General features: G+C 71.5%; 22 protein-coding genes and 1 riboswitch. Of the genes, 13 read left to right on the top strand and 9 right to left on the bottom strand.

The features are described from left to right. Complete coding sequence (locus QSK30_RS10440; RefSeq protein WP_285501775.1) at positions 1–864, top strand: glycosyltransferase family 2 protein; 864 nt, start codon at positions 1–3, stop codon at positions 862–864. 613 nt (positions 865–1,477) lie between these two features. Here QSK30_RS10440 and QSK30_RS10435 read toward each other — a convergent pair. Next, complete coding sequence (locus QSK30_RS10435) at positions 1,478–1,852, bottom strand: hypothetical protein (RefSeq protein WP_285501774.1); 375 nt, start codon at positions 1,850–1,852, stop codon at positions 1,478–1,480. A gap of 88 nt (positions 1,853–1,940) precedes the next feature. Continuing rightward, positions 1,941–3,050 carry a mannose-1-phosphate guanylyltransferase gene (locus QSK30_RS10430; protein ID WP_285501772.1) on the bottom strand — a complete coding sequence of 370 codons (1,110 nt, stop codon included), beginning with the start codon at positions 3,048–3,050 and terminating at the stop codon, positions 1,941–1,943. Positions 3,051–3,127: 77 nt separating this feature from the next. On the opposite strand from QSK30_RS10430, the gene QSK30_RS10425 reads away from it, so the two are divergent. From QSK30_RS10425 to QSK30_RS10410, 4 genes are all read left to right on the top strand, one after another. Next, on the top strand, positions 3,128–4,051 hold the full coding sequence (locus QSK30_RS10425; protein ID WP_285501770.1) for a DNA-3-methyladenine glycosylase family protein: 924 nt from the start codon (positions 3,128–3,130) through the stop codon (positions 4,049–4,051). 22 nt (positions 4,052–4,073) lie between these two features. Further along, a complete protein-coding gene (locus tag QSK30_RS10420; protein WP_285501768.1) occupies positions 4,074–4,868 on the top strand; it encodes an NYN domain-containing protein in 795 nt (264 codons plus the stop codon). A 178-nt stretch (positions 4,869–5,046) separates the two neighbouring features. Next, positions 5,047–5,242, top strand: a riboswitch (cobalamin riboswitch). A 115-nt stretch (positions 5,243–5,357) separates the two neighbouring features. Beyond that, positions 5,358–7,652 (top strand): ribonucleoside-diphosphate reductase subunit alpha, encoded by a 2,295-nt coding sequence (locus QSK30_RS10415; RefSeq protein WP_285501766.1) that lies wholly within the window; start codon positions 5,358–5,360, stop codon positions 7,650–7,652. Further along, positions 7,643–8,650: a ribonucleotide-diphosphate reductase subunit beta gene (locus tag QSK30_RS10410; protein WP_285501764.1), complete on the top strand. Its 1,008-nt coding sequence runs from the start codon at positions 7,643–7,645 to the stop codon at positions 8,648–8,650. Before QSK30_RS10415 ends, QSK30_RS10410 begins: the two co-directional genes overlap by 10 nt. 675 nt (positions 8,651–9,325) lie before the next feature. On the opposite strand, the gene QSK30_RS10405 is transcribed toward QSK30_RS10410, so the two are convergent. From QSK30_RS10405 to QSK30_RS10380, 6 genes are read right to left on the bottom strand one after another with little or no spacing between them, the layout of a single operon-like run. Further along, on the bottom strand, positions 9,326–9,694 hold the full coding sequence (locus QSK30_RS10405) for a GntR family transcriptional regulator (RefSeq protein WP_285501919.1): 369 nt from the start codon (positions 9,692–9,694) through the stop codon (positions 9,326–9,328). Beyond that, positions 9,688–10,206 carry a DUF3592 domain-containing protein gene (locus QSK30_RS10400; RefSeq protein ID WP_285501762.1) on the bottom strand — a complete coding sequence of 173 codons (519 nt, stop codon included), beginning with the start codon at positions 10,204–10,206 and terminating at the stop codon, positions 9,688–9,690. The genes QSK30_RS10405 and QSK30_RS10400 overlap by 7 nt, the downstream gene beginning before the upstream one ends. 49 nt (positions 10,207–10,255) lie before the next feature. Next, a complete protein-coding gene (locus QSK30_RS10395; protein ID WP_285501761.1) occupies positions 10,256–10,792 on the bottom strand; it encodes an NUDIX hydrolase in 537 nt (178 codons plus the stop codon). After that, complete coding sequence (locus QSK30_RS10390) at positions 10,789–12,177, bottom strand: coenzyme F420-0:L-glutamate ligase (protein ID WP_285501760.1); 1,389 nt, start codon at positions 12,175–12,177, stop codon at positions 10,789–10,791. Before QSK30_RS10390 ends, QSK30_RS10395 begins: the two co-directional genes overlap by 4 nt. After that, positions 12,113–13,111, bottom strand: coding sequence for a 2-phospho-L-lactate transferase (cofD, locus tag QSK30_RS10385; protein WP_285501758.1), 999 nt, complete (start codon positions 13,109–13,111; stop codon positions 12,113–12,115). The genes QSK30_RS10390 and cofD overlap by 65 nt, the downstream gene beginning before the upstream one ends. A 42-nt stretch (positions 13,112–13,153) precedes the next feature. Further along, positions 13,154–13,903 (bottom strand): site-2 protease family protein, encoded by a 750-nt coding sequence (locus QSK30_RS10380; RefSeq protein WP_285501757.1) that lies wholly within the window; start codon positions 13,901–13,903, stop codon positions 13,154–13,156. Positions 13,904–14,133: 230 nt separating this feature from the next. On the opposite strand from QSK30_RS10380, the gene QSK30_RS10375 reads away from it, so the two are divergent. After that, complete coding sequence (locus QSK30_RS10375; RefSeq protein WP_285501917.1) at positions 14,134–14,457, top strand: WhiB family transcriptional regulator; 324 nt, start codon at positions 14,134–14,136, stop codon at positions 14,455–14,457. Between the two features lie 207 nt (positions 14,458–14,664). Continuing rightward, entirely contained in the window at positions 14,665–18,036 is a 3,372-nt protein-coding gene (locus QSK30_RS10370; protein WP_285501756.1) for a glycosyltransferase family 2 protein, read from the top strand. On the opposite strand, the gene QSK30_RS10365 is transcribed toward QSK30_RS10370, so the two are convergent. Then, complete coding sequence (locus QSK30_RS10365) at positions 18,033–18,500, bottom strand: metallopeptidase family protein (RefSeq protein WP_285501754.1); 468 nt, start codon at positions 18,498–18,500, stop codon at positions 18,033–18,035. The genes QSK30_RS10370 and QSK30_RS10365 overlap by 4 nt on opposite strands. Before the next feature lie 108 nt (positions 18,501–18,608). Here QSK30_RS10365 and QSK30_RS10360 point away from each other — a divergent pair, with 108 nt between their 5' ends. The 6 genes from QSK30_RS10360 to QSK30_RS10335 all read left to right on the top strand — a co-directional run bounded on the left by QSK30_RS10360 (position 18,609) and on the right by QSK30_RS10335 (position 24,031). After that, positions 18,609–18,968 (top strand): DUF3499 domain-containing protein, encoded by a 360-nt coding sequence (locus QSK30_RS10360; protein ID WP_285501752.1) that lies wholly within the window; start codon positions 18,609–18,611, stop codon positions 18,966–18,968. A gap of 137 nt (positions 18,969–19,105) precedes the next feature. After that, positions 19,106–20,452 (top strand): phosphomannomutase/phosphoglucomutase, encoded by a 1,347-nt coding sequence (locus QSK30_RS10355; RefSeq protein ID WP_285501751.1) that lies wholly within the window; start codon positions 19,106–19,108, stop codon positions 20,450–20,452. Positions 20,453–20,494: 42 nt separating this feature from the next. Continuing rightward, complete coding sequence (locus QSK30_RS10350) at positions 20,495–20,701, top strand: Trm112 family protein (protein ID WP_285501748.1); 207 nt, start codon at positions 20,495–20,497, stop codon at positions 20,699–20,701. After that, positions 20,698–21,792 (top strand): phosphoheptose isomerase family protein, encoded by a 1,095-nt coding sequence (locus QSK30_RS10345; RefSeq protein ID WP_285501746.1) that lies wholly within the window; start codon positions 20,698–20,700, stop codon positions 21,790–21,792. The genes QSK30_RS10350 and QSK30_RS10345 overlap by 4 nt, the downstream gene beginning before the upstream one ends. Before the next feature lie 45 nt (positions 21,793–21,837). Further along, positions 21,838–23,067, top strand: coding sequence for a mannose-6-phosphate isomerase, class I (gene manA / locus QSK30_RS10340; protein ID WP_285501744.1), 1,230 nt, complete (start codon positions 21,838–21,840; stop codon positions 23,065–23,067). Positions 23,068–23,107: 40 nt separating this feature from the next. Further along, on the top strand, positions 23,108–24,031 hold the full coding sequence (locus tag QSK30_RS10335) for a cation diffusion facilitator family transporter (RefSeq protein ID WP_285501742.1): 924 nt from the start codon (positions 23,108–23,110) through the stop codon (positions 24,029–24,031). The last annotated feature ends 80 nt before the right edge of the window (positions 24,032–24,111 follow it).

The raw sequence follows: 24,111 nt of genomic DNA, 5'->3' as shown, positions 1-24,111 counted from the left end.
GTGACCGCTGAACCGACCGAATACGGCGATCAGCTCGCCGTGGTGACCGTGACGTACTCGCCCGGGGAGACCCTGGAGCGGTTCATCGAAACCCTCGCCAAGGCCACCACCCGCCCCGTCGAGGTCATCCTCGCCGACAACGGTTCCGTCGACGGCGCCCCCGAGGCCGCCGCCACCACCCACGAACACGTCACCCTGGTCCGCACCGGCGGCAACCTCGGCTACGGCTCCGGCGCGAACCGAGGTGTCGCCGAACTGGGCCCGGAGTACGGCTGGATAGTCATCGCCAACCCCGACCTGGAATGGGGCGAGGGCTCACTCGACGAACTGCTGGCGGCCACCACCCGCTGGCCCCGGGGCGGATCGTTCGGCCCACTGATCACCGAACGGAACGGCACCGTCTACCCGTCGGCCCGCGAGGTTCCCTCCCTGGGCAAGGGAATCGGCCACGCGGCCCTGGGCAAGGTGTGGCCGGGCAACCCGTGGACGAGGTCGTACAAGCAGTCGGCCACCTCGCTGACCGAACGCGTGGCAGGCTGGCTCTCCGGCTCCTGCCTCCTCATCAGAAGATCCGCCTGGGACTCGGTGGACGGCTTCGACTCCCGCTACTTCATGTACTTCGAGGACGTCGACCTAGGCGAACGCCTGACCCAAACCGGTTGGCAGAACATCTACGTCCCGACCGCGAAGGTCATGCACATCCAGGGCGTCTCCACAGCGAAGTCCTCGAACGTCATGCTGAAGGCCCACCACGACAGCGCTTACCGCTACATCGCAGACCACCACCAGGGCCCACTCTGGGCACCACTGCGCTGGGCGGTCCGAGCAGGCTTGGCGCTGCGACTGCGGATCGAATCCCGCTGACCGGACGAGCAGGAAAGAGGGAAGGAAAAGGGGAAAGGGAAGAGGAGAAGGGGAAGGGGAAGAAAAGGGGCGAGGGTTAGGAAGAGGTGAGGGAAGGAAAGAGGGCAGAGGTCGGACAGGGGGGAGAGGGCAATGCGAGAGCAGGGGGCAGGGCAAGGAAGAGGGCAAGAGCTAAGAAGTCGGCGAAGCAGGGAAGCGGCGAGGGCAGGTAAGAACGGGGCGGGGCAAGGAAAGAACGATCGGCTAGGGACTCAACGAGGGGAAGAAGCAGGGAAGCAGGGAAGCAGGGAAGCAGGGAAGCAGGGAAGCAGGGAAGCAGCCAGGAAGGAAGGGCGAGAATCCCGCCCCCGCTGGAACGCGCCAGAATACCAAGCCCGCTGGTACCGCCGCCCCGCTACGAATGCTCGATCTAGTGGACTCGCTTCGTGTGGGGGAGGAGTACCGCTAAACTTGACCTGTGGTGGGGATGCCCTTCTCCCCACGCTTTTTCCCACCGCGGTGCTCTAGGGGCCCCGCACGAAGTGAGTTCACTAGATCGAGCCCCGCATGTAAGCCGGGCAACGAAAATCAGAAAAACCCACCAGGCCGAAACCCAGGCAGCAAAGGGCCAGGATCAGCGAGCCTGCCCATCCCCATCCAACCGCTGCGACAACGACGGCCGCCCAGGATGCTGTCGCACCGTCGGCAGCATTCCCTCCACCCGTTCCACCCCCGGTGCCGACTGCCGGGGCACCGGCCGCGCGGGCGACGGGAACGACTGCGTCGTCGCCTCCTGCGCGATGGCGGGCAGTTCGGCCTGGATCGCCGCCACCGGGAACACCAGCGTCACGTCCGGGTCCTCCTCGTCGATCGCGGCGACCACGGCGCGCGGGATCTGCAGGGTGGCGGCGGCGTCCATCGGGGAGATGGCGCTGTCCGGGGTGACGACGTAGGCGCCGCGCGCGCGGGCGCGCGCCAGGATGGCGTCGGCCCGGTCACGGGGATCCATGTGTCTCTCCTGCGTCGATCGTGTTCGGTCCAGGGTAGCCCGCCGGGCACGCCGCGTCAGCGGGCCCGGCCGATCAACGCGGGATTTCCTACAGGCAGTCGATGTCGCCGCGGTCGCGGAGGATCTCGGTGAGCCGCTTGATGTCCTGCGCGCGGTCGCGGTCGCAGACCAAGACCGCGTCGGCGGTGTCGACCACGATCAGGTCGTGCACGCCGAGGGTGGCCACCAGCCGCCCACTGGCTGGGACGATCATGACCTCGGAGCCGTCCACCACGACCGCCCGGCTGGCCGGGTAGCCGTTGGTGAAGGTGCGGCCGCCGTGGCCGATGTCGGTGCCCAGCAGCTGCACCACGGTCTCGAAGTCGCCGATGTCGCTCCAGCCGAAGTCGCCGGGCACGGTGGCGACCTTGCCCTCCTCGGCGGCGGGCTCCATCACCGCGTACTCCACCGCGACCTTGGGCACCGTCGGCCACAGCTCGGCCAGCACGTCCTCCTGGTCGTCGGTGTCCCAGGCGGCGGCGATGCGGAGGATCGGCTCGGCCACGTCCGGGCGCTTGGCCAGCAGTTCGGCCAGGAACACGTCCACCCGCCAGACGAACATGCTCGCGTTCCACAGGTAGCTGCCCGACTCGACGTAGCGGGTGGCCACCTCCAGGGACGGCTTCTCCTTGAACTCCAGCACCCGCTGGATCACCGACCGCTGCGCCGGTTCGCTGCACTGGAGGTAGCCGTACCCGGTCTCCGGGCGCGTGGGGGTGATGCCGATGGTCATCAGCTTGCCCTCGCGCGCGCCCTCGACCGCGCGGTCGACGGTGTGCCCGAACTCCACGGTGTCGGTGATCAGGTGGTCGGCGGCGAACGAGGCCATCACCGCGCCCGGGCTGCGCTTGGCGATCACCGCGGCGGCCAGCGCGATCGCCGCGCACGAGTCGCGGGCGAACGGCTCGACCAGGATGTTGCGGTCGGGCAGGTCGGGCAGCTGCCGGGCGACCCCGGCGGCGTGCGCGGTGCCGGTGACGACCAGCAGTCGCTCGGGCGGGGCCAGCGGGGTGAGCCGGTCGAAGGTGGCCTGCAGCAGCGACCGGTCGGTGCCGGTGAGCGCGTGCAGGAACTTGGGGTTCGCGGCCCGCGACAACGGCCACAGCCGGGTACCGCTACCGCCCGCCGGTACGACTACGTGCAGGTCTGTCGAGGTCACTGAGCTACTCGTCCTTGGTCTCCGACGTGGCGCACTGGTGGCGCCACTGTAACCAACCGGCGGGTACGGTCGCCGTGATGACGTCCGCCCCGCCCCGCGACGAGCGGGCCCGGCACTGGGTGCCGGGCTTCCCGCTCGACCTCGGCACACCCCTGCGCCCCCTCCGGCGGGGCGGTCAAGACCCGGCGTTCCGGCAAGACGACCACGGCGTCTGGCTCACCGCGAACACCCCCGGCGGCCCCGGCACCCTTCGGCTGAGAGTGGCCGCGGGCGCCGTTCACGCCACCGCGTGGGGCGCGGGCGCGGAGTGTCTCGTCGACGGGGTCCCGGAGCTGCTCGGCGCCCAGGACGACGACCGCGACTTCCAGGCCCACCACCCGCTGATCGCCGAGGTCCGCCGGTCCCGCCCGGGGCTGCGCCTGGGCGCGACCGGCCGGGTGTGGGACGCGCTGCTGGCCGCGGTCCTGGAGCAGAAGGTCACCGGCCAGGAGGCCCGCCAGTCCTGGCGCGAACTGGCCCGCCGCTTCGGCGTCCCGGCGCCCGGACCCGCGCCCGCCGGGATGTTCGTGCCGCCGACGCCCACCGCCGTGCTCGGCATCCAGGACTGGGAGTGGCACCGGGCGGGCGTCGACAGCGCCCGCCGCCGCGCGATCATCGCTGCGGCTCAGGTGGCGGGCAGGCTTGAACGCGCGGCTGAGCTAAGAGGTGTCGAGGGCAGGCTCTTGCTCCGCAAGGTCCCCGGCATCGGCGTGTGGACCGCGGCCGAAGTGGCCCAGCGCGCGTGGGGCGACCCGGACGCGGTCAGCGTCGGCGACTTCCACATCCCGGCCCTGGTCGGCTACGCGCTGTCCGGCCGCAAGACCGACGACCGGGGCATGCTCGACCTGCTCGCCCCCTACGCGCCGCACCGCCAACGCGTCGTCCGCTACATCGAGATCAGCGGCTTCCGCAAACCCCGCTTCGGCCCCCGGCTGTCCGTCAAGGATTATCGCCTGCTGTGATCACGACGAAGCGGGGTACCTGATGGAACCGACCAAGACGCTCTTCGACGGGGACTTCGGTCAGGTAGCGGTGTTCCTGGACTTCGAGAACCTGGTCCTGGGCGCGGCGAACGAGTTCGACGGCCACGGCGAGTCCGTCCCGGCCAAGGCCCTGGGCTGGCTCTGCCGGGGTTTCGGCAACGCCTCCATCCGCCGCGCCTACGCCGACTGGGCCAACCCGAAGTTCGGCAACCACCAGAACGAGCTCGCCATGAACGGCGTCGACCTGGTCCAGATCGGCCGCTGGGGCGGCGCGGGCCAGCACAAGAACGCCGCGGACATCCGACTGGCCGTCGACGCGATGGAAACGCTGATCACGCACCCGATGGTCGGCGTCTTCGTCTTGGCGACCGGGGACAGCGACTACACACCACTGGTGACGCGCCTGCGTGAACACGGCAAGCAGGTCATCGGCGTCGGCACGAAGGCGAGCGCCAGCAAGCGTTTGGTGTCGGTGTGCACGCAATACCGATTCTGGGGCGCGCTCGTCGCGGAGGCGGATCCGGCGATCAAGACGCCGAGCGTGGTGGACGCGGACCTGGCCGAGGCGGAGCAGTTGCTGGTCCGCGCCTTCGGCATGCTCACCACCGACACCCCGACGGCGTCCGCGCTGAAGTCCAAGCTGCGCACCCTCGACCCGTCATTCGACGAGGTCAACTACGGCTGCCGGAACTTCCGCGAGTTCCTGGCCAGGTTCCCCACCCGCGTGACACAGGTGGGCGATTCCGGAATGGACAAGACCTACTCCCTGGTCGAGGACCAAGCGGTGTCCCTCTGACCTTTCCCAGGCCACGCGAATCGCATCGCGCGAGCCGCTCTCCCGGACACCTGCGGGCGGCACCGCGAACCACCCCGCGGCGGCGGGCCGACGTACACCCACACACCCCGTCGAAGCAAGTCGAACCTCCGACACGCCCATCATCTAGGGGTGGTCACTGCCGCTGACCCCAACATGTAGTCTCACGCTCGCTGGTTGGTTCGCCAGAGCGGCGAGGCAAGAGGGAACCCGGTGCGACTCCGGGACTGTCCCGCAGCGGTGAGTGGGAACGACCGCCGTCACGAGCACTGGGCCTCTGGTCTGGGAAGCGACGGCCAGTAGGAAGAGCGCGACCGCCCACGAGTCCGAAGACCTGCCACCAGTGCGCGTGCCGAGCCCGGTGCGCGCTTGGTCCCGGGCCTCGTGGATGGGTCAACGCGGACGACAGGCGGCGTGCCCGCCTGTCCCTGCGCGTCTCGTGTCCCGGATTGCACACGAGGAGAGTGCGAGATGACAGTGACCGACGTGCCGCTGCGGCGGCTTCCGGCCGACCTGCCGGAGGTGGACGTGGAGCGGGTCGCGGCCGCCGTTCGGGCCGGGACGCGTCCGGGGGCGCCGCCGGAGGAGGTGCGCGAGCTCGCGATCCGCGTCGCGGCGAGCCTGGTCGGTGAGGAACCCCAGTACAGCTCCTTCGCCGCGCGCCTGTTGGCCGAGCACGTCCGGGACGAGGTCGCCGTCCCCACCTTCGCCGCCGCCATCGCGCGGGCGCACGACCTCGGTGTCGTCTCGGCCCGGCTGGCCGACTTCGTGGCGGCCGGCGCGGACGCCCTCAACGCCACGGTCGACGAGTCCGCCGACGACAACCTCGGCTATTTCGGCCTGCGTACAATCTATGACCGCTACCTGCTCCGGCACCCCGAGACCCGCCAGGTCCTGGAGACCCCGCAGTACTTCTTCCTCCGAGTCGCGTGTGGACTGTCGAACTCGCCGGAGGAGGCCGCCGAGCTCTACGCCCTGATGAGCCAGCTGGCCTATCTGCCCAGCTCGCCCACGCTGTTCAACTCCGGCACCACCCACCCGCAGCTGTCTTCGTGCTTCCTGCTCGACTCGCCGCGCGACGAGCTGGAGTCGATCTACCACCGGTACGGCGAGATTGCCCGGCTGTCGAAGTTCGCGGGCGGCATCGGCGTCTCCTGGACCAGGATCCGCTCCCGCGGCTCGCTCATCCGCGGCACCAACGGCGCCTCCAACGGCATCGTCCCCTGGCTGCGCACCCTCGACGCCTCGGTGGCCGCGGTCAACCAGGGCGGCAAGCGGAAGGGGGCCGCGTGCGTCTACTTGGAACCGTGGCACGCCGACGTCGAGGCGTTCCTCGAGCTGCGCGACAGCACCGGTGACGAGGCCGCGCGCACGCACAACCTCAGCCTGGCCCTGTGGGTGCCCGACGAGTTCATGCGCCGGGTCGAGACCGACGCCGACTGGTCGCTGTTCGACCCCAAGCTCGTCCCGCACCTGCCCGACCTGTGGGGCGCGGAGTTCGACGCGGCCTACCGGGCCGCCGAGGACGCCGGGTTGGCCGAGCGGACGATCGGGGCCCGGGTGCTCTACGGCCGGATGATGCGCACCCTGGCCCAGACCGGCAACGGCTGGATGACCTTCAAGGACGCGGCGAACCGCTCCTGCAACCAGACCGCCGAGCCGGGCAACGTGGTACACCTGTCCAACCTGTGCACCGAGATCCTCGAGGTCACCGACGACGAGACCACCGCGGTGTGCAACCTCGGCTCGGTCAACCTCAAGTCCCATGTGGACGGTCAGGACCTCGACTGGGACCGGCTCGACCGCACCGTGCGCACCGCCGTCCGGTTCCTCGACCGCACCATCGACCTGTCCTTCTACCCGACCCCGCCCGCCGCGGGCAGCAACCGCCGGTGGCGCCCGATCGGGCTGGGCGTGATGGGCCTGGCCGACGTGTTCTTCGCGCTGCGCCTGCCCTTCGACTCACCGGAGGCGCTGGCGCTGTCGACCAAGATCGCCGAGCGGATCGCGCTGACCGCGTACGAGACCTCCGCCGCGCTGGCCGAGGAGTTGGGCGCACACCCCGCCTACGACCAGACCCGCGCCGCCCGCGGCGTGCTGCACGTCGACCACTACCCCGACGCCGCGATCACCGAACCCGCCCGCTGGGCAGCGCTGCGCGAGCGGATCATCCACACCGGACTCCGCAACTCCCTGACCGTCGCGATCGCGCCCACCGCGACCATCGCCTCGATCGCGGGCTGCTCGGAGTGCATCGAGCCGATCGTGTCCACCGTGTTCAAGCGCGAGACCCTGTCCGGCGAGTTCTTGCAGCTCAACCCCTTCCTGGTCGCCGACCTCAAGGCACTGGGCCGCTGGGACCGGCGCACCAGGGACGCGATCAAGGCCGCGGAAGGTTCCGTGCAGGGCCTCGACCTGCCCGCCGACCTGCGCCTGCTCTACCGCACCGCCTGGGAGCTTCCGCAGAAGGCGTTGATCGACCTGGCTGCGGCGCGCACGCCGTTCGTCGACCAGGGCCAGTCGCTCAACCTGTTCCAGGCGAACCCGACCATCGGCAAGCTCTCCTCGATGTACGCCTACGCCTGGCGCGCAGGACTCAAGACCACCTACTACCTGCGCTCCCGCCCGGCGACCCGGATCCAGCAGACCACCGTGTCGGCGCAGTCCACAACGGACACAGTCGACCCGTCGACCACCCCGGTGGCAGCGGCTGACGCGATCGCCTGCTCCCTGGAGAACCCCGAGACCTGCGAGGCATGCCAGTGACCACCCTGCTCGACCCCGGTATGGACCTGACCCTGCGCCCGATGCGCTACCCCGACTTCTACGAGCAGTACCGCGCCGCGATCCGCAACACCTGGACCGTCGAGGAGGTCGACCTCGCCACCGACGTCGCCGACCTGGCCAAGCTCACCCCCGACGAGCACCACCTGGTCAAGCGCCTGGTCGCGTTCTTCGCCACCGGCGACTCGATCGTGGCGAACAACCTCGTGCTCAACCTCTACAAGCACGTCAACGCCCCGGAGGCGCGCCTCTACCTCTCCCGCCAGCTGTTCGAGGAGGCCGTGCACGTCCAGTTCTACCTGACGCTACTCGACACCTACCTGCCCGACCCGGACGAGCGCGTGCAGGCATTCGCCGCGCTCGAGCACATCCCGTCCATCCGCCAGAAGGGCGAGTTCTGCTTCCGCTGGATCGACTCGATCAACGACCTCGACCAACTCGACACCAAGGCGCACCGCAGGCAGTTCCTGCTCAACCTGATCTGCTTCGCAGCTTGCATCGAGGGCCTGTTCTTCTATGGCGCCTTCGCCTACGTTTACTGGCTGCGTTCACGGGGTCTGCTGCACGGCCTGGCCACCGGCACCAACTGGGTCTTCCGCGACGAATCCATGCACATGACCTTCGCCTTCAGCGTGGTGGACACCGTGCGCGCAGAGGAACCAGAGCTCTTCGACGACGCACTGCACGAGGAGGTCGTCCGAATGATCACCGAGGCGGTGGACTGCGAACTGGAATTCGCCCGCGATGTATGCGGCGACGGCCTCTCCGGCATGAACGTGGGCGAGATGGGCCAATACCTCCGCTACGTAGCCGACCAACGCCTGGTGCGCCTCGGCTACCCAGCGGAGTTCGGCGCAGAGAACCCGTTCGGCTTCATGGAACTGCAAGACGTCCAAGAACTAACCAACTTCTTCGAACGCCGCGTCTCGGCCTACCAGGTGGCAGTCGCAGGCTCGGTGTCCCTGGACGAAGACTTCTAACCCAACCGCACCCGGAAAGGCCGACTCCGCTCGCAGGCAACAGGATCCTGACCCGCTGAAAATGACAAGGTCCCGACCCCGCTGCGAAGCACCAAGATCCTGACCCACCAGCACACCGCAGCGGATAGGCCGACCCCGCTGGAACGCAAGTCCCGCTACGGATGCTCGATCTGGTGGACTCGCTTCGTGTGGGGGGAGAGTGCCGCTAAACTTGCCGTGGGTGGGGATGCCCTTCCCTGCCCTTTTCTCTCCACCGCGGTGCTCTAGGGGCTCCACACGAAGCGAGTTCACTAGATCGAGCCCTGCTTGTAAATCGGGCAGCCCATGCGATGAGCCGCCAACAAGGTCGACCGCAGGTCGGCGTGCGGCACACCCCACGAGCTGCCCAAGTAAGAGCGAGGCTCGATTGGCTGGACTGCCTTCGCGCGGGGCCCCTAGGCGACCGCGTGGGGAAAAAGCGTGGGGAGAAGGGCATCCCCACCACTGAGGCAAGTTTAGCGGTCGCCTCCCCCCACACGAAGGCAGTCCACCCAATCGAGCACAAACGTAACGGGTGTTGCGTACCAGCGGGCTCGGCATTTAGAGAGTGAAAGATTCAGGGATTTCAAGAGTGGGAATGAAAGGATGAAGTGTCTGAGGGGGAATGGGTCAGTGTGATCGGCTTTGCGAAGCGCTCTATGACCAAGGTAGTGCGGTGACTGCGGCGCGAACGATCTCGATTGCCGCGTCTCGGTCCAGTCCCAAGGTGTGCGCGATCTCCGCATACCTGTCAGCAGCAGCGCGAGCCCGGGCCAATGTGCGGTCGCCGGATGTGCTCACGAAGGTTCCCGCCCGTCCTCGCGTCTCCACCAGCCCCGCCTCCTCCAGTTCCCGGTAGGACCGGGCGACCGTGTTCACCGCCAAGCCCAGCTCAGCCGCCAGCGCCCGCACGGTCGGCAGCTTGGTGCCCACCGCCAGCTCGCCAGAATTGATCTTCGCGGCGAAGCCGGTGCGCACCTGCTCGAACGGTGGCACCGGGGAGGCCGGGTCCAAGGTGATCACCAGCTGCTCCTCGGGGTCGCGGCGAGCGAGTCCAGGTCCTCGACCAGCACCGCCTTGGTCGGGTCGGTGGGGTCGACTGCCACGGTGACCGGGGTGCCCAGCGGCAGCACGGCTGCGCTGGACTGGCTGACCCGGACCGCGCCCGCGACGAAGGTCAGCCTGCGGACCGGCTTGCCCATGACCTTCATCAGCTCGCCGCTGACCTCGACCAATCGCGCGGGTACCCGCGTCCCGTTGGCCAGCAATCGCTTGCGGGTCCGTGCTTGACCGCCCCAGCGCACACCCACGACTACCAGGATCAGCAGGGTGATCAGCGCGATGCCGCCGACGACCAGTGTCTGGACCCGGTTCGCGGCCTCGCCGGAGTAGCAGGTGTGCATGCCGTTGCACCGCTCGACGACATCGGGCTCGTCGGAACCGAGCCACTTCAGCGCGGCCACGGCGGTGAGCGGGATCGTCCACAGCAGGTTGCCGACGAGGACCGCGAGGACTATCAGACGACCGGCGCGAGGCATGTGCAGAAGATATTCACACTGTTACCGGTCTCGACGCCCGGCCGGCCGATCAGCTCAGGGCGGCCAGCATGGCGTGGATCCCGGCCGTGCCGTCCGGGTCCGCGGGCAGCGCGTCGACCGGCCACCACTGCAGGTCGATCGATTCCGGGCTGCGCACCGGTTCGGCGCCCGCGGGCGCGCGCACGGCGAACCGCACGTCGAAGTGCCGGGTCGGCAGGCCGAGTGAGCAGGTGATCGGGTGCACGTCGACGTGGATCGGCACCGGGTCGATCCGCAGGTCGGCGATCCCGGACTCCTCGGTGGCCTCGCGCAGCGCGGCGCCGGCGAGCGTGGTGTCCGACGGTTCGCAGTGCCCGCCCAGCTGGAGCCAACGGCCCACCCGCGGGTGCAGGGTCAGCAGCACGCGGGTGGCCGTGCTGTCGAACACCAGCGCCGAGGCGGTGATGTGCCCCGGCTCGCACGCGCGCAGGCACGCGTCCGGTCGGGCCGCCAGGAACCCCAGGTACGCCTGCCGGAGCGCCTCCTGCCCGCGCTCCTGCGGCCGCCAGGCCGACATCACCTCGACGGCATCCGCGTGCGGACTCACAGTTCCAGCCACCCCTCGTCCACGCGGCCCGCGCGTGGTTCCAGTTCTTCCAGCGGGTGCCCGATGGCGACCGCGCCCAACGGTTCCCAGTCGGCGGGCAGGTCCAAGACCTCGCGCACCACGTCCGGGCAGAAGATCGTCGAGGACACCCAGCACGAGCCGAGCCGTTCGGCCGCCAGCGCCACCAGGAAACCCTGCACGGCCGCGCCACCGGCGACGGTGAACATCGTCCGCTCGGCCGTCGCACGGCGTTCGTCCGGGTAGTCGTGCGCACCGGTCGGCACCAGGAACGGCAGCACCAGCTCCGGCGCCTTGTGCAGCAGGTCGCCCCGGGACACCCGCTGCCGCACGGCCTCCTCGGACAGCCCGTCCGCGCGCAGGTCGGCCGCCCACGCGGCCCCCATCGCCGCGAGCAGCTCCGCCCGCTTGGCCGCCACCCGCACGAACCGCACCGGGCGCGTGTGGTGCGGAGCGGGCGCGGTGAGCGCCGCGGCCACCGCCCGCCGGACCGCGCCCAGGTCGACCGGCTCGTCGGCGAACTCGCGCAGCGACCGCCGCAGCAGCACGGCCTCGCGCCTGCCGCGGGTGATCGACTCCTCGGTGCCCAGCCGGAACAGGTCCTCCTCGACCGGGCGCACCAGGTCGCGGGCGGTCGAGGTCTCGTCGCCGATCTCCAGCCCGCGCACGACCGCCACCGGCACGCCGCCCAGCTTGCCCTTCACCAGGTCGGCCGCGGCGGCGACCTCGTCGGCCACCGCGACCGTGGTGACGGCCAGCTCGTTGCCCTGCGAGTCCACCGAACCGGCGTAGCCGTGCAGCACCCGCAGCCCGGACGAGCCGATCGCCGCGTCGGTCTGCCCGACCCGCCAGGCCCGGCCCATCGTGTCGGTGACCACGACCGCGACCTCGACGCCCAGCCGCTCCCGCAGGCCCGCGCGCAGCGCGAACGCCGAGGCGTCCGGGTCGGTGGGCAGCAGCGCGATCTCATCGCCCGCGACGTTGGAGGCGTCCACGCCGGAGGCGGCTTGCACGATCCCGAGCTTGTTCACCGTGATCAGCGTGCGTCCCTTGCGCGCCACCACCTGGTCGGCCTCGTCGAGCACGGCCTGCCGCTTGGCGGCGTCCCGGCCCTCGGGGTCGGCCGGGACGCGGATCAGCCGTCCCTCCACTTTGGACACGACTTTGCTGGTGACCACCACCACGTCACCCGAGCGCAGCCACGGCACCGCCGCGACGATCGCACCCGTCAGGTCGTCCCCCGGGCGGAACTCCGGCAGCCCGCGCACCGGCAGGATCTCCACCGAGCCCCGCGCGCCGTGCTCAGCCAAGGTCGACCCCGCCCAGCTCCATCGCCGCCCGCACCATCGCCGCCGTGGTGTCCACATCGGACATCAGCAGCGGCACCGCGCGCACCGCGACCCCGGGCACGTCGGCGGTGTCACCCGTGCTGACCAGCCAACCGTCGAGGATCCCGCTGTCGGTGCAGGCCCGCGAGCCGTAGTGCCTGCCGACCGCCTGGGCGGAGGTCTCCAGCCCGATGGCGGTCAGGCAGGCGTCCGCCATGCCGCGCACCGGCTTGTCGCCGATGATCGGCGAGATGCCCACCACCGGCGCCTCGGTCTTGCGCAGCGCCACCCGCACGCCCGGCACCGCGAGCACCGTGCCCACGCTCACCACCGGGTTCGACGGCGCCAGCAGCACCACGTCCGCCTCGCCGATCGCCTCGACCACGCCCGGCCCGGGGGTGGCCTCGTCCGCGCCCACCGGCACGATCGACCGCGCCCGCGGCTCGGCGTGGTAGCGCACCCACCACTCCTGGAAGTGCACCGCCTTGCGCTCGCCGGTGCCCGGCTCGTCGATCACCACGTGCGTCTCGACCCGGTCGTCGGTCATCGGCAGCAGCCGGACCCCCGGCTGCCAGCGGTCGCACAGCGCGGCGGTGATGTCGGAGAGCTCGTAGCCCGCGCGCATCATCCGGGTGCGCACCAGGTGGGTGGCGATGTCCTTGTCGCCGAGGCCGAACCAGTCCGGGTCGGCGCCGTAGGCGGCCAGCTCGTCCTTGACCGTCCAGCTCTCACCCACGCGCCCCCACCCGCGTTCGGTGTCGATACCACCGCCCAGGGTGTACATGCAGGTGTCCAGGTCCGGGCAGATCCGCAGACCGTGCAGCCAGATGTCGTCCGCGGTGTTGACGATCGCGGTGACCTGGTGCGGAGCGTCCTGGGGAGCGGGCCCGACCGGGGGGAGACCGAGGAACCTCTTGACGCCGAGCAGGAATCGGGCGCCGCCGACCCCTCCGACGACTACGACAACCTTCACGTCCGCGATCCTCGCACGTTCCCCGCTCCCGGCGGCGGGTGCCTAGCGCCAGAAGAAGAACAGGGCCTGGCCGATGGCCGCCCAGTCGCGGTCGCCGCCGACCGCGCCGTAGAGCGCGATGACCGCGTCCCAGAACACCCCGCTGACCCCGGGGATGCCGATCAGCACCGCGAACATGATCAGCGGTGCCCACTGCCGGGCCTTCGCGCCGAACTGCTGCGCCGGGTAGGACAGGTACGGCTCGATCGCGCCCCAGCCGTCCAGCCCGGGCACCGGCAGGATGTTCAGCACGAACGCGGCCAGCTGCAGCAGGGCCAGGAACGACAGCCCGGCGGCGATCCCCGGCGCCGGGTCGAACGCGCCGACCGAGATCGCCAGCAGCGCGCCCAGCACGAGGTTGGTCAGCGGCCCGGCCAGTGAGACGCTTGAGTCCACCGCTCGGGATCGGAGCGCGTGGTGGTTGATCCACACCGCGCCGCCGGGCAGCGGGATTCCCCCGATGGCGAGGAACACCAGCGGCAGCACCAGGCTCAGCACCGGGTCGGTGTACTTGCGCGGGTCGAGTGTGAGATAGCCCTTGAAGTAGACCGACTGGTCCCCGCCGCGGAAGGCGACGATGGCGTGGCCGAACTCGTGCAGGCACAGTGACACCGCCCAGCCGCCCAGCACCAGGATGAAAACCCCAGCTTGCAGGGCTGTGCGGTCCTCGACCAGGGTCAGCAGCGCACCGCCGACGGTGAGCACGAGCAAGCCGATGAACACGGGCGAGGGGCGGACCGCTGATCGCTGCACCACCCCAGTGTGGCAATGTCTGCCGGTTGCCCGTCGACCGGTACGGGCTAACCGGGCCGTTTCGGCTGGTACACGAACGGGTACTGGCTGCGCATATCCCATCACCCTCTCGGGGGCTGCGCTTGACCCGCCGCGGAGACACGGGTGTAATCACATCGATGTCATTCGCCACGGGGACGGCTTATGGCATCCGCCAGCCGGGGAGTGCGGAAGGCGAGGAGGCGGGCGATATGCAGGGATTGAGCAGTACTCAAGACGGGGGCCGCGTCGTGGAGTGGGGCGAGCGCCCGACCGAGGAGTTGGGAGTCCTGGTCGGTTTCTTCGACGAGACCGACGAGCAGGAGTGGCAGGAGCGCGCCCTGTGCGCGCAGACCGACCCGGAGGCGTTCTTCCCCGAGAAGGGCGGCTCCACCAGGGAGGCCAAGCGCATTTGCCTTGGCTGCGAGGTCCGCTCCGAGTGCCTGGAGTACGCGCTGGCACACGACGAGCGGTTCGGCATCTGGGGCGGTCTGTCCGAACGGGAGCGCCGCAAGCTCAAGAAGCGCGCAGTCTGAGGTCGCGGGTGTGCCCGGTGGCACACCCGCGACCGCCGGCCCGACTGGGGAGTCCGGGCCTCAAGGCGGCTGCGTGCCGAGTCGATAACGCAGGCGGTCGCCCTGCGGTGTCTTCACACTTACCAGTGGATTCCCGTCGTACGGTGGGCGGCCAGTGGCCGCGGCGGTCGTGACCGCGCACTAGTGCGATGGGAGGTGGGCTGGTCCGTGCCGCCCCGGTCGCGCCAGTCGTTGGCGCGCGGTGCCGCCCCGGTGCTGCGTACGGCGCCGGTCCTGGCGGTCCTGGTCTGCCACAACGGCGCCGAGTGGTTGCGGCCCGCGCTCTCCGCGCTGCGGCACTCGACCCCGCGCCCCCGGCACGTGATCGCCGTCGACACCGGTTCCACCGACGACACCCCCGCCCTGCTGGCCGCGGCCGCCGAGGGCGACGACCAGATCCTCGACGGCGTGCTCACCCTCGACCGGACCACCGGTTACACCGCCGCCGTGCACGCCGCGGTCGACCACGCCGTCGACCGGTGGGGCGACCCGGGCGGCTGGATCTGGCTGCTGCACGACGATTCCGCCGCCGAGCCGGACTGCCTGGCGACCCTGCTGCTGGCCGCCGAGGTGTCCCCGTCGGCGGGGGTGCTCGGTCCGCTCGCGGTCGACTGGCACGACCCGCGGCTGGTCGTCGAGGCCGGGTTGTCCACCGACGCCTCCGGCCACCGGCAGACCGGGATCGGGCCGTCCGAACTGGACTGGTCGCGGATCGGCCGGGGGGACGACCGGCGGTTCGAGCAGAGCACCGAGGTGCTGGCGGTGTCCTCGGCCGGGATGCTCGTCCGGCGCGCGGTATGGGAGCGGTTGGGCGGGTTCGACCGCGCGCTGCCCCTGCTGCGCGAGGACGTCGACTTCGGCTGGCGGGCGAACCGGGCCGGGCACGTCGTCCTCTGTGTACCGTCTGCCCGGATCCGGCACGCCCGCGCGATCGCCACCGAACGGCGCGGTGTCGACGTCGTCGACGGGGCCTTGGGCGCCACCCCGCGGGTGCTCGACCGTGCGCACGGGGTGCGCACCTTCCTCGTCAACTGCGCCACGATCTCCTTCCTGATCGGCGTACCCAGGCTCGCCGTGCTCTGCCTGCTCCGAGCGCTCGGGTTCGCCGTGCAGCGCAGACTTCCCGAGGCCCGCGCGGAACTCCAGGTCACGCGCTACCTGCTCGGCGGCGGCGCCGGATTGCGGGCCGCGCGTGCCCAGCGGGCGGGGACTGCTCGGTCTGGCAACGTTCGCGGGTTGTTCACCAGCCGCTTCACCAGGCTGCGCAACGCGGTGCGCGGGTTGGTCTCGACCATGGTCCGCCGCCGGGTCGAGGCCGACGCCGCGCTCGGCAGGCTGCCCGGCGACTCCGACGCGGCCGCGGTCTGGCTCGCCCCGAAGTCCGAGCCGCGCAAGCCGCTTGGACCCGACGCGCTCCCGGCGGGCGCCGGGGGCAGGCCGCGCCGGGCCGGGTTGCGCAGGCCGCCGACCGAGATCGCGGTGCCGCTGGTGGTGCCCGACGAGGTGCGCCCGGTGGGGCTGCGGCCCAGTCCCACACCCCGGCCGTCGCCGGTCCGCCGCGACGGCAGCACCCCGGTGCAGCCCGACCTGGTGCTGGTCCGGGTCGACCGCGGCCGGGTGCTGCGCCAGTTCCTGCTCGCCCCGCCGCTGCTGCTCCTGTTCGGACTGGTCGCGCTGGCGCTGGTCGTCAACCACCGCAGGCTCGGGCTGGACCTGGCGGGCGGGCGGTTGCTGCCGGTCGGCGACCTGGGTCAGGTCTGGGCCGAGTACGTGGACACCTGGCACGGCGTGACAGGCGGTACGGCCGCGCCCGCACCCGCCTCGCTGGCTGTGCTGGGTGTTCTGGGAGCGGTGTTGGCACCCTTCGGTGGCGTTCAGGCCGCAGTGGCGTTGCTGCTGCTGGCCGATCTCCCGCTGGCCGGGCTGAGCGCCTATCTCGCGACCCGGCGGGCCCCGGTCCGCCGCTGGGTGCGGGCACTGCTCGCGATCGGGTACGCCCTCTTGCCGCCCGCGACCGCCGCGGTGGCGCAGGGCAGGCTCGACGCGGTCGTCGTGCACATCCTCTTACCGCTTCTCGTCGCCGGGATCACCGCGCTGCTCGTACGCGGTCGCACGGGCGAGGGCTCTTGGCTCTCGACCACCGCGGGCACCGCGATCGGTCTTGCCGTCGTCGGAGCTTTCTCCCCGATGACCCACCTGGTCCTGGTTTTGGTCGCCTTGGGCGGTTTTGTGCTCGTGCCCGGTAGCGGTGCCCGGCGCGGGGCGTCGCTGTTCCTGTTGGTGCTCATGCCGCTGGCGTTGCTGCTGCCGTGGCCCGCGGTGGTGATCCAGCACCCGGGCGTGCTGCTGCACGGTGTCGGCGCGCGGGTCACCGCGCCCGCTGCGTCCACCGTGGACTTGCTCAGCCTGCACGGCGGCGGTCCGGGCGCGTGGCCCCTGGTCGGTCTGGTCGTGGTCGTCGCGGCGCTCGCGGGCGTGCTCCTGCGGCCGCACCGAGGTGTGTTGCCCGGTCTCGGGTTCGCGGTCGTCGGGGTGCTCGCTGTGGTCGCGGTCAAGGTGGTCCCCGCGACCCCGCTGGGCGGCACGACCGCCACGCACGCGTGGGCCGGGACGCCGTTGTTGCTGGTCGGGTGGGGTCTGGTGTGGACGCTGCTCGGCGTGTGCCGCACCGGTGTGGTGGGCGCGCGCATCCGGGTGCCCGTGCGGCTGGTCGCGGTCGGCGGGGTGGTCATGCTGGCGGTGCTCGTCGTCGGTGCCGTCATCCCGGGCCGCTCGGGTCCGCTCGCCACTGGCGGCGGACCGCGGTTGGCCAACACCCTGGTCGCCGAGCTGGCCGTGTCGAAGCGCTCGGTGCTGATCTTGGCGGCGAACGGCGACCCGACCCGGCAGACCACCGGGCGCGTTCCCCGCCTCGGTGACGACGACCTCGCCCCGACACCCTCGTCCGTGCCCCGGCTGATCACCGCCGACCGCGAACTCCGCTCGGGCGATCCCGAGCGCGTGCGCAACGCTGTCGGACGGGCTGCCGCTACCGGTGTGCTCTTCGTCGTCTTGCCCTCCCGCGCCGAGGGCGACGTCTTCCGCGACCGGGCGGGCCCGCTCGTCGCCGACGCCCCGGTCACCTCCGACGGTCGACCGGTCTTCCGCCTGCTCGTCCCGGCGGGCTCGGCCTACCTGCTCTCGCCCGACCCCGCCCGGCAGGCGCTGACCGGTGGTCCGCCGCCCGCCGCGATCGATGTCCCCGGGGTGGTCCCGGTGGACGCCGCGCCGCCGCACGTCGCCGTCCGGGTGTCGGACGGGCCGGACGGCAGGCTCCTGGTCGTGGCCGCCGAGGAGGAACCCGGCTGGACCGCGACGGTCGACGGCAGGCCCGCGGCCATCGTCCGGGCCTGGGGCTCGTCGGTGGCGGTGAGCGTGCCGACCCGCGCGGCCGAGGTCCGGGTGGAACAGCCCGCCGCCCTGCGCGGCGTGCTGCTGCTCACCCAGGGCGCGGTCCTGCTCTTCGCCCTGCTCACGTCCATCCCCGGCAGGCGGCGCTAGCTCTCGCCGTCGATCACGCCCGGGTCCAGCCCGAGGTAGCTGGCGACCTGCTCGACCAGCACGTCGTGCACCAGGTCGGCCAGGTCGTGGCTGTCCTTGGCGCGCGCCTCCAGCGGCCGCCGGTAGAGCACGATCCGGGCCCGGGTCGGCTGGCCGCGCCGGTCGACCCCCGCCTGCACCAGCCGGGCCAGCGGCACGCCGCTGTCGGCCAGCACGCCCTCGGGGGCACCGGACTCGGCGGGGGTGACCTCGGGCACGTCGTCGACGGCCACGTCGAGCTTGGTCAACTCGGTGCGCCAGCGCGCCTCGATCGGCTCCAGCGCGTCCAGGACCAGCGCGTCGAACTTCTCCGCCCGGGTGCTGGCCGCGGGGAGCGTCGAGGGGTAGAGCGGGCCGCGCAACCCGCGGCCGTGTCGATCGCGGTTGCGTCGTCCGCGCCGCCTGGAACTGCGAGCCGTCACCACCTTGAGCAGGGTACGCGGGTGCCCTGCTGGGCCGGTTGGGCGTGTCGGGGGCGTGTCGCGCGCGCACTTGGGGCGCGGCACCCCCGGGAGGCGCTATGGTCACCGATCGTGCGGAGCGTGAGACGGTGTTCGCGAACCGGGTGCGTCGACCCGGCCGTCGCCACGCTGACCTACGCCTACGCGGAATCCACCGCGGTCGTCGGCCCGCTCGCCACCTACTCCGAACCGCACAGCTACGACCTGTGCGAGGAGCACGCGCTGCGCCTGACGGTCCCGCGCGGCTGGGAGGTCGTCCGCCACGACGGCGCGTTCGCCCTGCCCGAGCCCACCGTCGACGACCTGACCGCGCTCGCCGAGGCGGTGCGCGAGGCGGGCCGGGTGGACCGCCCGGTCGAGCCGCCGGACCCGGGCGCGGGTTCCGGGCGGCGCGGGCACCTGCGGGTGCTGCCCGACCCGATCAACGACTGAACACCCCCGGTCCGCGCGCGGTGTGGCCAACCCGCCCGCCGTGCTGGGCATCGGGCGCGGGCGCCCGCCGGTAGGCTCCGGACCAGGAATCGCGGGCGGCTTCCAATGCCGCCCGCCCGACCCCCTGGGAGTACCCCGTGCGCGACCTGTCCGGTGTCTTCAAGGCCTACGACATCCGCGGCGTGGTTGGCGAGCAGATCGACGCCGACCTGGTCCGCGAGATCGGCGCGGCCTTCGCCCGGTTGGTCGGCGGACCGGCCGTGGTCATCGGGCACGACATGCGCGACTCCTCGCCCGGGCTGGCGGCCGCGTTCGGCGAGGGCGTCGCGGGCGAGGGCGTCGACGTGATCAGCATCGGCCTGGCCAGCACGGACATGCTCTACTACGCCTCCGGCAGCCTCGACCTGCCCGGCGCGATGTTCACCGCCAGCCACAACCCGGCCAAGTACAACGGGATCAAGCTCTGCCGCGCGGGCGCCGCCCCGGTCGGGCAGGACTCCGGGCTGGTCGACATCCAGCGCGAGGTCGAGCGGGGCGTGCCCGGCTCGGGCAAGACCGGCTCGGTCGAGCACCGCGACCTGCTCGCGGGCTACGCGGCCTACCTGCGCCGGCTGGTGGACCTCTCCGGCATCCGGCAGCTCAAGATCGTCGTCGACGCGGGCAACGGGATGGGCGGCCACACCGTTCCCACGGTGTTCGACGGACTGCCGCTGGAGGTGCTGCCGATGTACTTCGAGCTCGACGGCAGCTTCCCCAACCACGAGGCCAACCCGCTGGACCCGAAGAACATCGTCGACCTGCAGGCCAAGGTGCGCGAGGTCGGCGCGGACGCGGGCATCGCCTTCGACGGCGACGCCGACCGCTGCTTCGTCGTCGACGAGAACGGCGACCCGGTCTCGCCGAGCGCGATCACCGCGCTGGTCGCGGTGCGCGAGCTGGCCAAGGACCCGGGCGGCACGGTGATCCACAACCTGATCACCTCGCACGCGGTCCCGGAGATCGTCGCCGAGCACGGCGGCAAGCCGGTGCGCACCCGGGTCGGGCACTCGTTCATCAAGCAGGAGATGGCCCGCACCGGCGCGATCTTCGGCGGCGAGCACTCCGCGCACTACTACTTCCGCGACTTCTGGAAGGCCGACACCGGCATGCTCGCCTCGCTGCACGTGCTGGCGGCGCTGGGCGAGCAGGACCGGCCGCTCTCGGACCTGACCCGCGAGTACAACCGCTACGCCGCCTCGGGTGAGATCAACTCCACGGTCGACGACCAGGCCGGGCGGCTGGCCGCGATCAAGGCCGAGTTCGGCGACCGCCCCGGGGTGACCCTCGACGAGCTCGACGGGCTCACCGTGCAGCTGCCCGACGGCGGCTGGTTCAACCTGCGCGCGTCGAACACCGAGCCGCTGCTGCGGCTCAACGTCGAGGCGGCCGACGACGCGGCGGTCGCGGCCATCCGCGACGAGGTGCTCGCCGTCGTGCGCGGCTGAGCCCGCGCACTGGGAGACTTGGGACCAACGAGGAGGACAACCATGGCAGTCACGCTGGACCCACAGCTGTTGGACATCCTCGCGTGCCCGTCCGACGACCACGCCCCACTGGTGGTCGGCACCCCGGACGACCCCGACGCCGACGTGCTCACCTGCACCTCGTGCGGCAGGCGCTACCCGGTCACCGAGGGCGTCCCGGTGCTGCTGCTCGACGAGGCCACCGACCCGGACCGACCGGCGGACCAGTGACCTCCGTCCCCGACGACTCCCTCCTGGACGACTCCGCCCGGCTGGGCGAGGCCGACTCCGACGGCCTGCTGCGCGCCGCGGCGATGGCGGGCGCGCAGGTCCGCGCGACCGCCGACGCCGCCCGCGAGGCGGGGCTCGACCGGCTGGAGGGGCTGCGCCCCCGGGCGGTCGTGCTGGTCACCCGGCCCGGGTTGGGCCCGGCGGTCTCGCGCCTGCTGGCCGAGCTGCTGCTGCCCGCCTGCCCGGTGCCGCTGGTCGTCACCGACCAGGTCCCCACCTGGGTGGGCGCGCTCGACGTCGTCCTCGCGCACACCGACGACCCCGGCGACGTCGTGCTCGCCGAGAGCGTCGACCGCGCCGGGCGGTTCGGGGCCGGGATCGTGCTCAGCGCGCCCGCGGACGGCCCGGTCGCCGCGGCCGCCGCGGGCAAGGCCGTGCTGATCACCCCCCGGGTCCAGGTTCGGCCCGGGTTCAGCTTCGCCAAGGCGCTCACCTCCGGCCTGCTGGCGCTGCGCACCCTCGGCCTGGTCAAGGTCGACACCGACCTGCTGGCCGACGAGCTCGACCGCGAGGCCGAGCGCAGCCACCCGCAGCACGAGTCGTTCGTCAACCCGGCCAAGGCGCTGGCGCTGCGGCTGGCCGAGCGCACCCCGCTGCTGTGGGGCCTGGACCACGTCGCCACCTCGGTGGGCAGGCACGCCGCCCAGGTGCTGGCCACGCACACCGACCTGGTCTCCGACGTCGCGGGCTACCCGCAGGCGATGAGCCGCACCGCGCTGCACCGCGCCGCCGTCCGGGCCAGCTCCGGCGGCGACATCTTCGCCGACCCGGACGACTTCGACAGCCCCGCCGTGCAGCCGCCCAGGGTGCTGCTGCTCGCGGTCCGCTCGACCCCGGGCGACCCCGCGCGCAGGCTCGCGGCCGAGACCCTGCCCGGTGCCGACGTGGTCGACATCGCCGAGGAGATCACCGCCCAGGAGCCCACCCGGGCCGCGGTGCTCGCGCTGCGCTTCGAACTCGCGGCCCTCTACCTCGGGCTCGCGGCGGGCACCGCGGGCGGGTCCGGGCGGTACGCGCCCGCCACCGCCTAACGACGTTCTCGACGTCCCTGGGTAGGGCGAAGGAGTGAGTGGTCAGTGCAGCTGTTGCGCAATGCGGTGCGCCCCTACGCCTGGGGGTCGCGCACGACCATTGCCGAGATGCTCGGCCGACCGGTGCCCGCCCCGCACCCGGAGGCCGAGCTGTGGATGGGGGCGCACCCCGGTGACCCGTCCCGGGTGGTCGACCGCGACGGTGCCGAGCACTCGCTGCTGGACCGGATCGAGGCCGACCCGGTCGGCGAGCTCGGCGACGCCACCGCGTCCCGCTGGGGCAACCGGCTGCCGTTCCTGCTCAAGGTCCTCGCGGTGGAGGACCCGCTGAGCCTGCAAGCGCACCCGTCGGCCGCGCAGGCCGCCTCGGGGTACGCCGCCGAGGAGGCCGCGGGCATCCGGCGCGACGCGCCCAACCGCAACTACCCGGACCCGGCGGCCAAGCCGGAACTGGTCTGCGCGCTCACCGAGTTCCACGCCCTGGCGGGCTTCCGCGACCCGGTGCGCACGATCGAGCTCCTCGAGGAGCTGCGCACGCCGGGGTTGTCCGCGCACATCGACCTGCTCGTCGGCCAGCCCAACTCCGACGGCCTGCGGGCGCTGTTCACCACCTGGATCACCCTCCCGCAGACCGCCCTGGAACGGCTGATGCCGGACCTGATCGACGCCTGCGTCGCGCACGTCAAGGCGCACGGCGACTTCTCCCTGGAGTGCCGCACCGTGCTGGAGCTGGGCGAGAGCTACCCCGGCGACGCGGGTGTGCTCGCCGCCCTGCTGCTCAACCGGCTGGTGCTCGCCCCGGGCGAGGCGATCTACCTGCCCGCGGGCAACCTGCACGCCTACCTGCACGGCACCGGCGTGGAGATCCTCGCCAACTCCGACAACATCCTGCGCGGCGGGCTCACCCCCAAGCACGTGGACGTCCCGGAGCTGTTGCGGGTGCTCGACTTCGGCTGCGGCGACATGCCGGTGTCCACCGGCGAGCAGGTGGGCAGGCTGCGCACCTACCGGACCGAAGCGCCCGAGTTCGAGCTGTCCAGGGTCGAGTGGACCGCCGAGGACCGCGTCGAGGTGCCGCTGCCCGCGGCCCGCCCGACGATCGCGGTGTGCACCCGGGGAGCGGTGTCGATCTCCGGTGTCGAGGTGGGTAGGGGCCGCTCGGTCTGGGTACCCGCCTGCGACGTCGACCTGGCACTTCGGCCAATCGGGACGGACCGGACCCAGGTGTTCCTGGCAACGGTGGGTGCCGAGGCCGCGGCGCACGACACGCTCTAGGCTCCATCCCGGCATATCGGACTAGCAGCAGGGAGCGATTGTGTCCGCAGGGGGCAGCACCAAGGCCATCCTCGCCGCGCTCGCCGCCAACGGCGGCATCGCGGTCGCGAAGTTCATCGGGTTCCTGGTCACCGGGTCGTCATCGATGCTGGCCGAGTCCGTGCACTCGGTGGCCGACACCTCCAACCAGGGCCTGCTGCTGCTCGGGCAGAAGACCTCCCAGCGCCGGGCCACCACCGAGCACCCGTTCGGCTTCGGCCGCGACCGGTACTTCTACTCGTTCATCGTGGCCCTGATGCTGTTCAGCCTCGGCTCGGTGTTCGCCCTCTACGAAGGCATCCACAAGGTCTCCGAACCCGAGGCGCTGACCTCCCCGCTGGTCGCGGTGGCCATCCTGGTGGTGGCCGTCGGGCTGGAGAGCTACTCCTTCTACACCGCGATCGTGGAGTCGAGGAAGATCAAGGGCGATGTCTCCTGGTGGGGCTTCATCCGCCAGTCGCGCACCCCGGAGCTGCCGGTCGTGCTGCTCGAGGACGCGGGCGCCCTGCTCGGCCTGGTGCTGGCCCTCTTCGGCGTCGGCCTCACGGTGATCACCGGCGACCCGGTCTGGGACGCGGTGGGCACGCTGTGCATCGGGGTGCTGCTGGGCGTCATCGCGGTCATCCTGATCATCGAGATGAAGTCCCTGCTGATCGGCGAGGGCGCCACCCCGGCGGAACTGGCCCGGATCGAGGACGAGCTGGCCACCGGCAAGGTGGAGCGGATCATCCACCTGCGCACGCAGTACATCGGGCCGGAGGAGCTGCTGGTCGCGGCGAAGATCGCGCTGCGGCCGGGGTTGAAGATGGAGGACGTGGCCGCGGCGATTGATGATGCTGAGGCGCGGGTTCGGGCGGCGGTGCCGTCGGCGCGGTTGATCTACCTGGAGCCTGATCTCTACCGGAGCACTGTTCCTAGCCCGTGATGTTCCTAGGTGTTGCCGCCTGGGTGTTGCCGTCTTCGTTGCTTGGGTCGTGATCGTGAGCTCGGTCTGATGGGGTTGCT

The organism is Actinokineospora sp. NBRC 105648 (genome assembly GCF_030269645.1).
Taxonomy (GTDB): Bacteria; Actinomycetota; Actinomycetes; order Mycobacteriales; family Pseudonocardiaceae; genus Actinokineospora.
The sequence above is the reverse complement of the archived record's forward strand: the minus strand, read 5'-3'. Positions and strand labels throughout refer to the sequence as shown.

Bases quoted from the DNA above. Each gene is read 5' to 3' on its own strand.
- QSK30_RS10435 (WP_285501774.1), bottom strand. From the start codon at position 1,852: ATGGATCCCCGTGACCGGGCCGACGCCATCCTGGCGCGCGCCCGCGCG.
- QSK30_RS10425 (WP_285501770.1), top strand. From the start codon at position 3,128: ATGACGTCCGCCCCGCCCCGCGACGAGCGGGCCCGGCACTGGGTGCCG.
- QSK30_RS10420 (WP_285501768.1), top strand. From the start codon at position 4,074: ATGGAACCGACCAAGACGCTCTTCGACGGGGACTTCGGTCAGGTAGCG.
- QSK30_RS10415 (WP_285501766.1), top strand. From the start codon at position 5,358: ATGACAGTGACCGACGTGCCGCTGCGGCGGCTTCCGGCCGACCTGCCG.
- QSK30_RS10410 (WP_285501764.1), top strand. From the start codon at position 7,643: ATGCCAGTGACCACCCTGCTCGACCCCGGTATGGACCTGACCCTGCGC.
- QSK30_RS10400 (WP_285501762.1), bottom strand. From the start codon at position 10,206: ATGCCTCGCGCCGGTCGTCTGATAGTCCTCGCGGTCCTCGTCGGCAAC.
- QSK30_RS10390 (WP_285501760.1), bottom strand. From the start codon at position 12,177: ATGTGGACACCACGGCGGCGATGGTGCGGGCGGCGATGGAGCTGGGCG.
- QSK30_RS10375 (WP_285501917.1), top strand. From the start codon at position 14,134: ATGCAGGGATTGAGCAGTACTCAAGACGGGGGCCGCGTCGTGGAGTGG.
- QSK30_RS10350 (WP_285501748.1), top strand. From the start codon at position 20,495: ATGGCAGTCACGCTGGACCCACAGCTGTTGGACATCCTCGCGTGCCCG.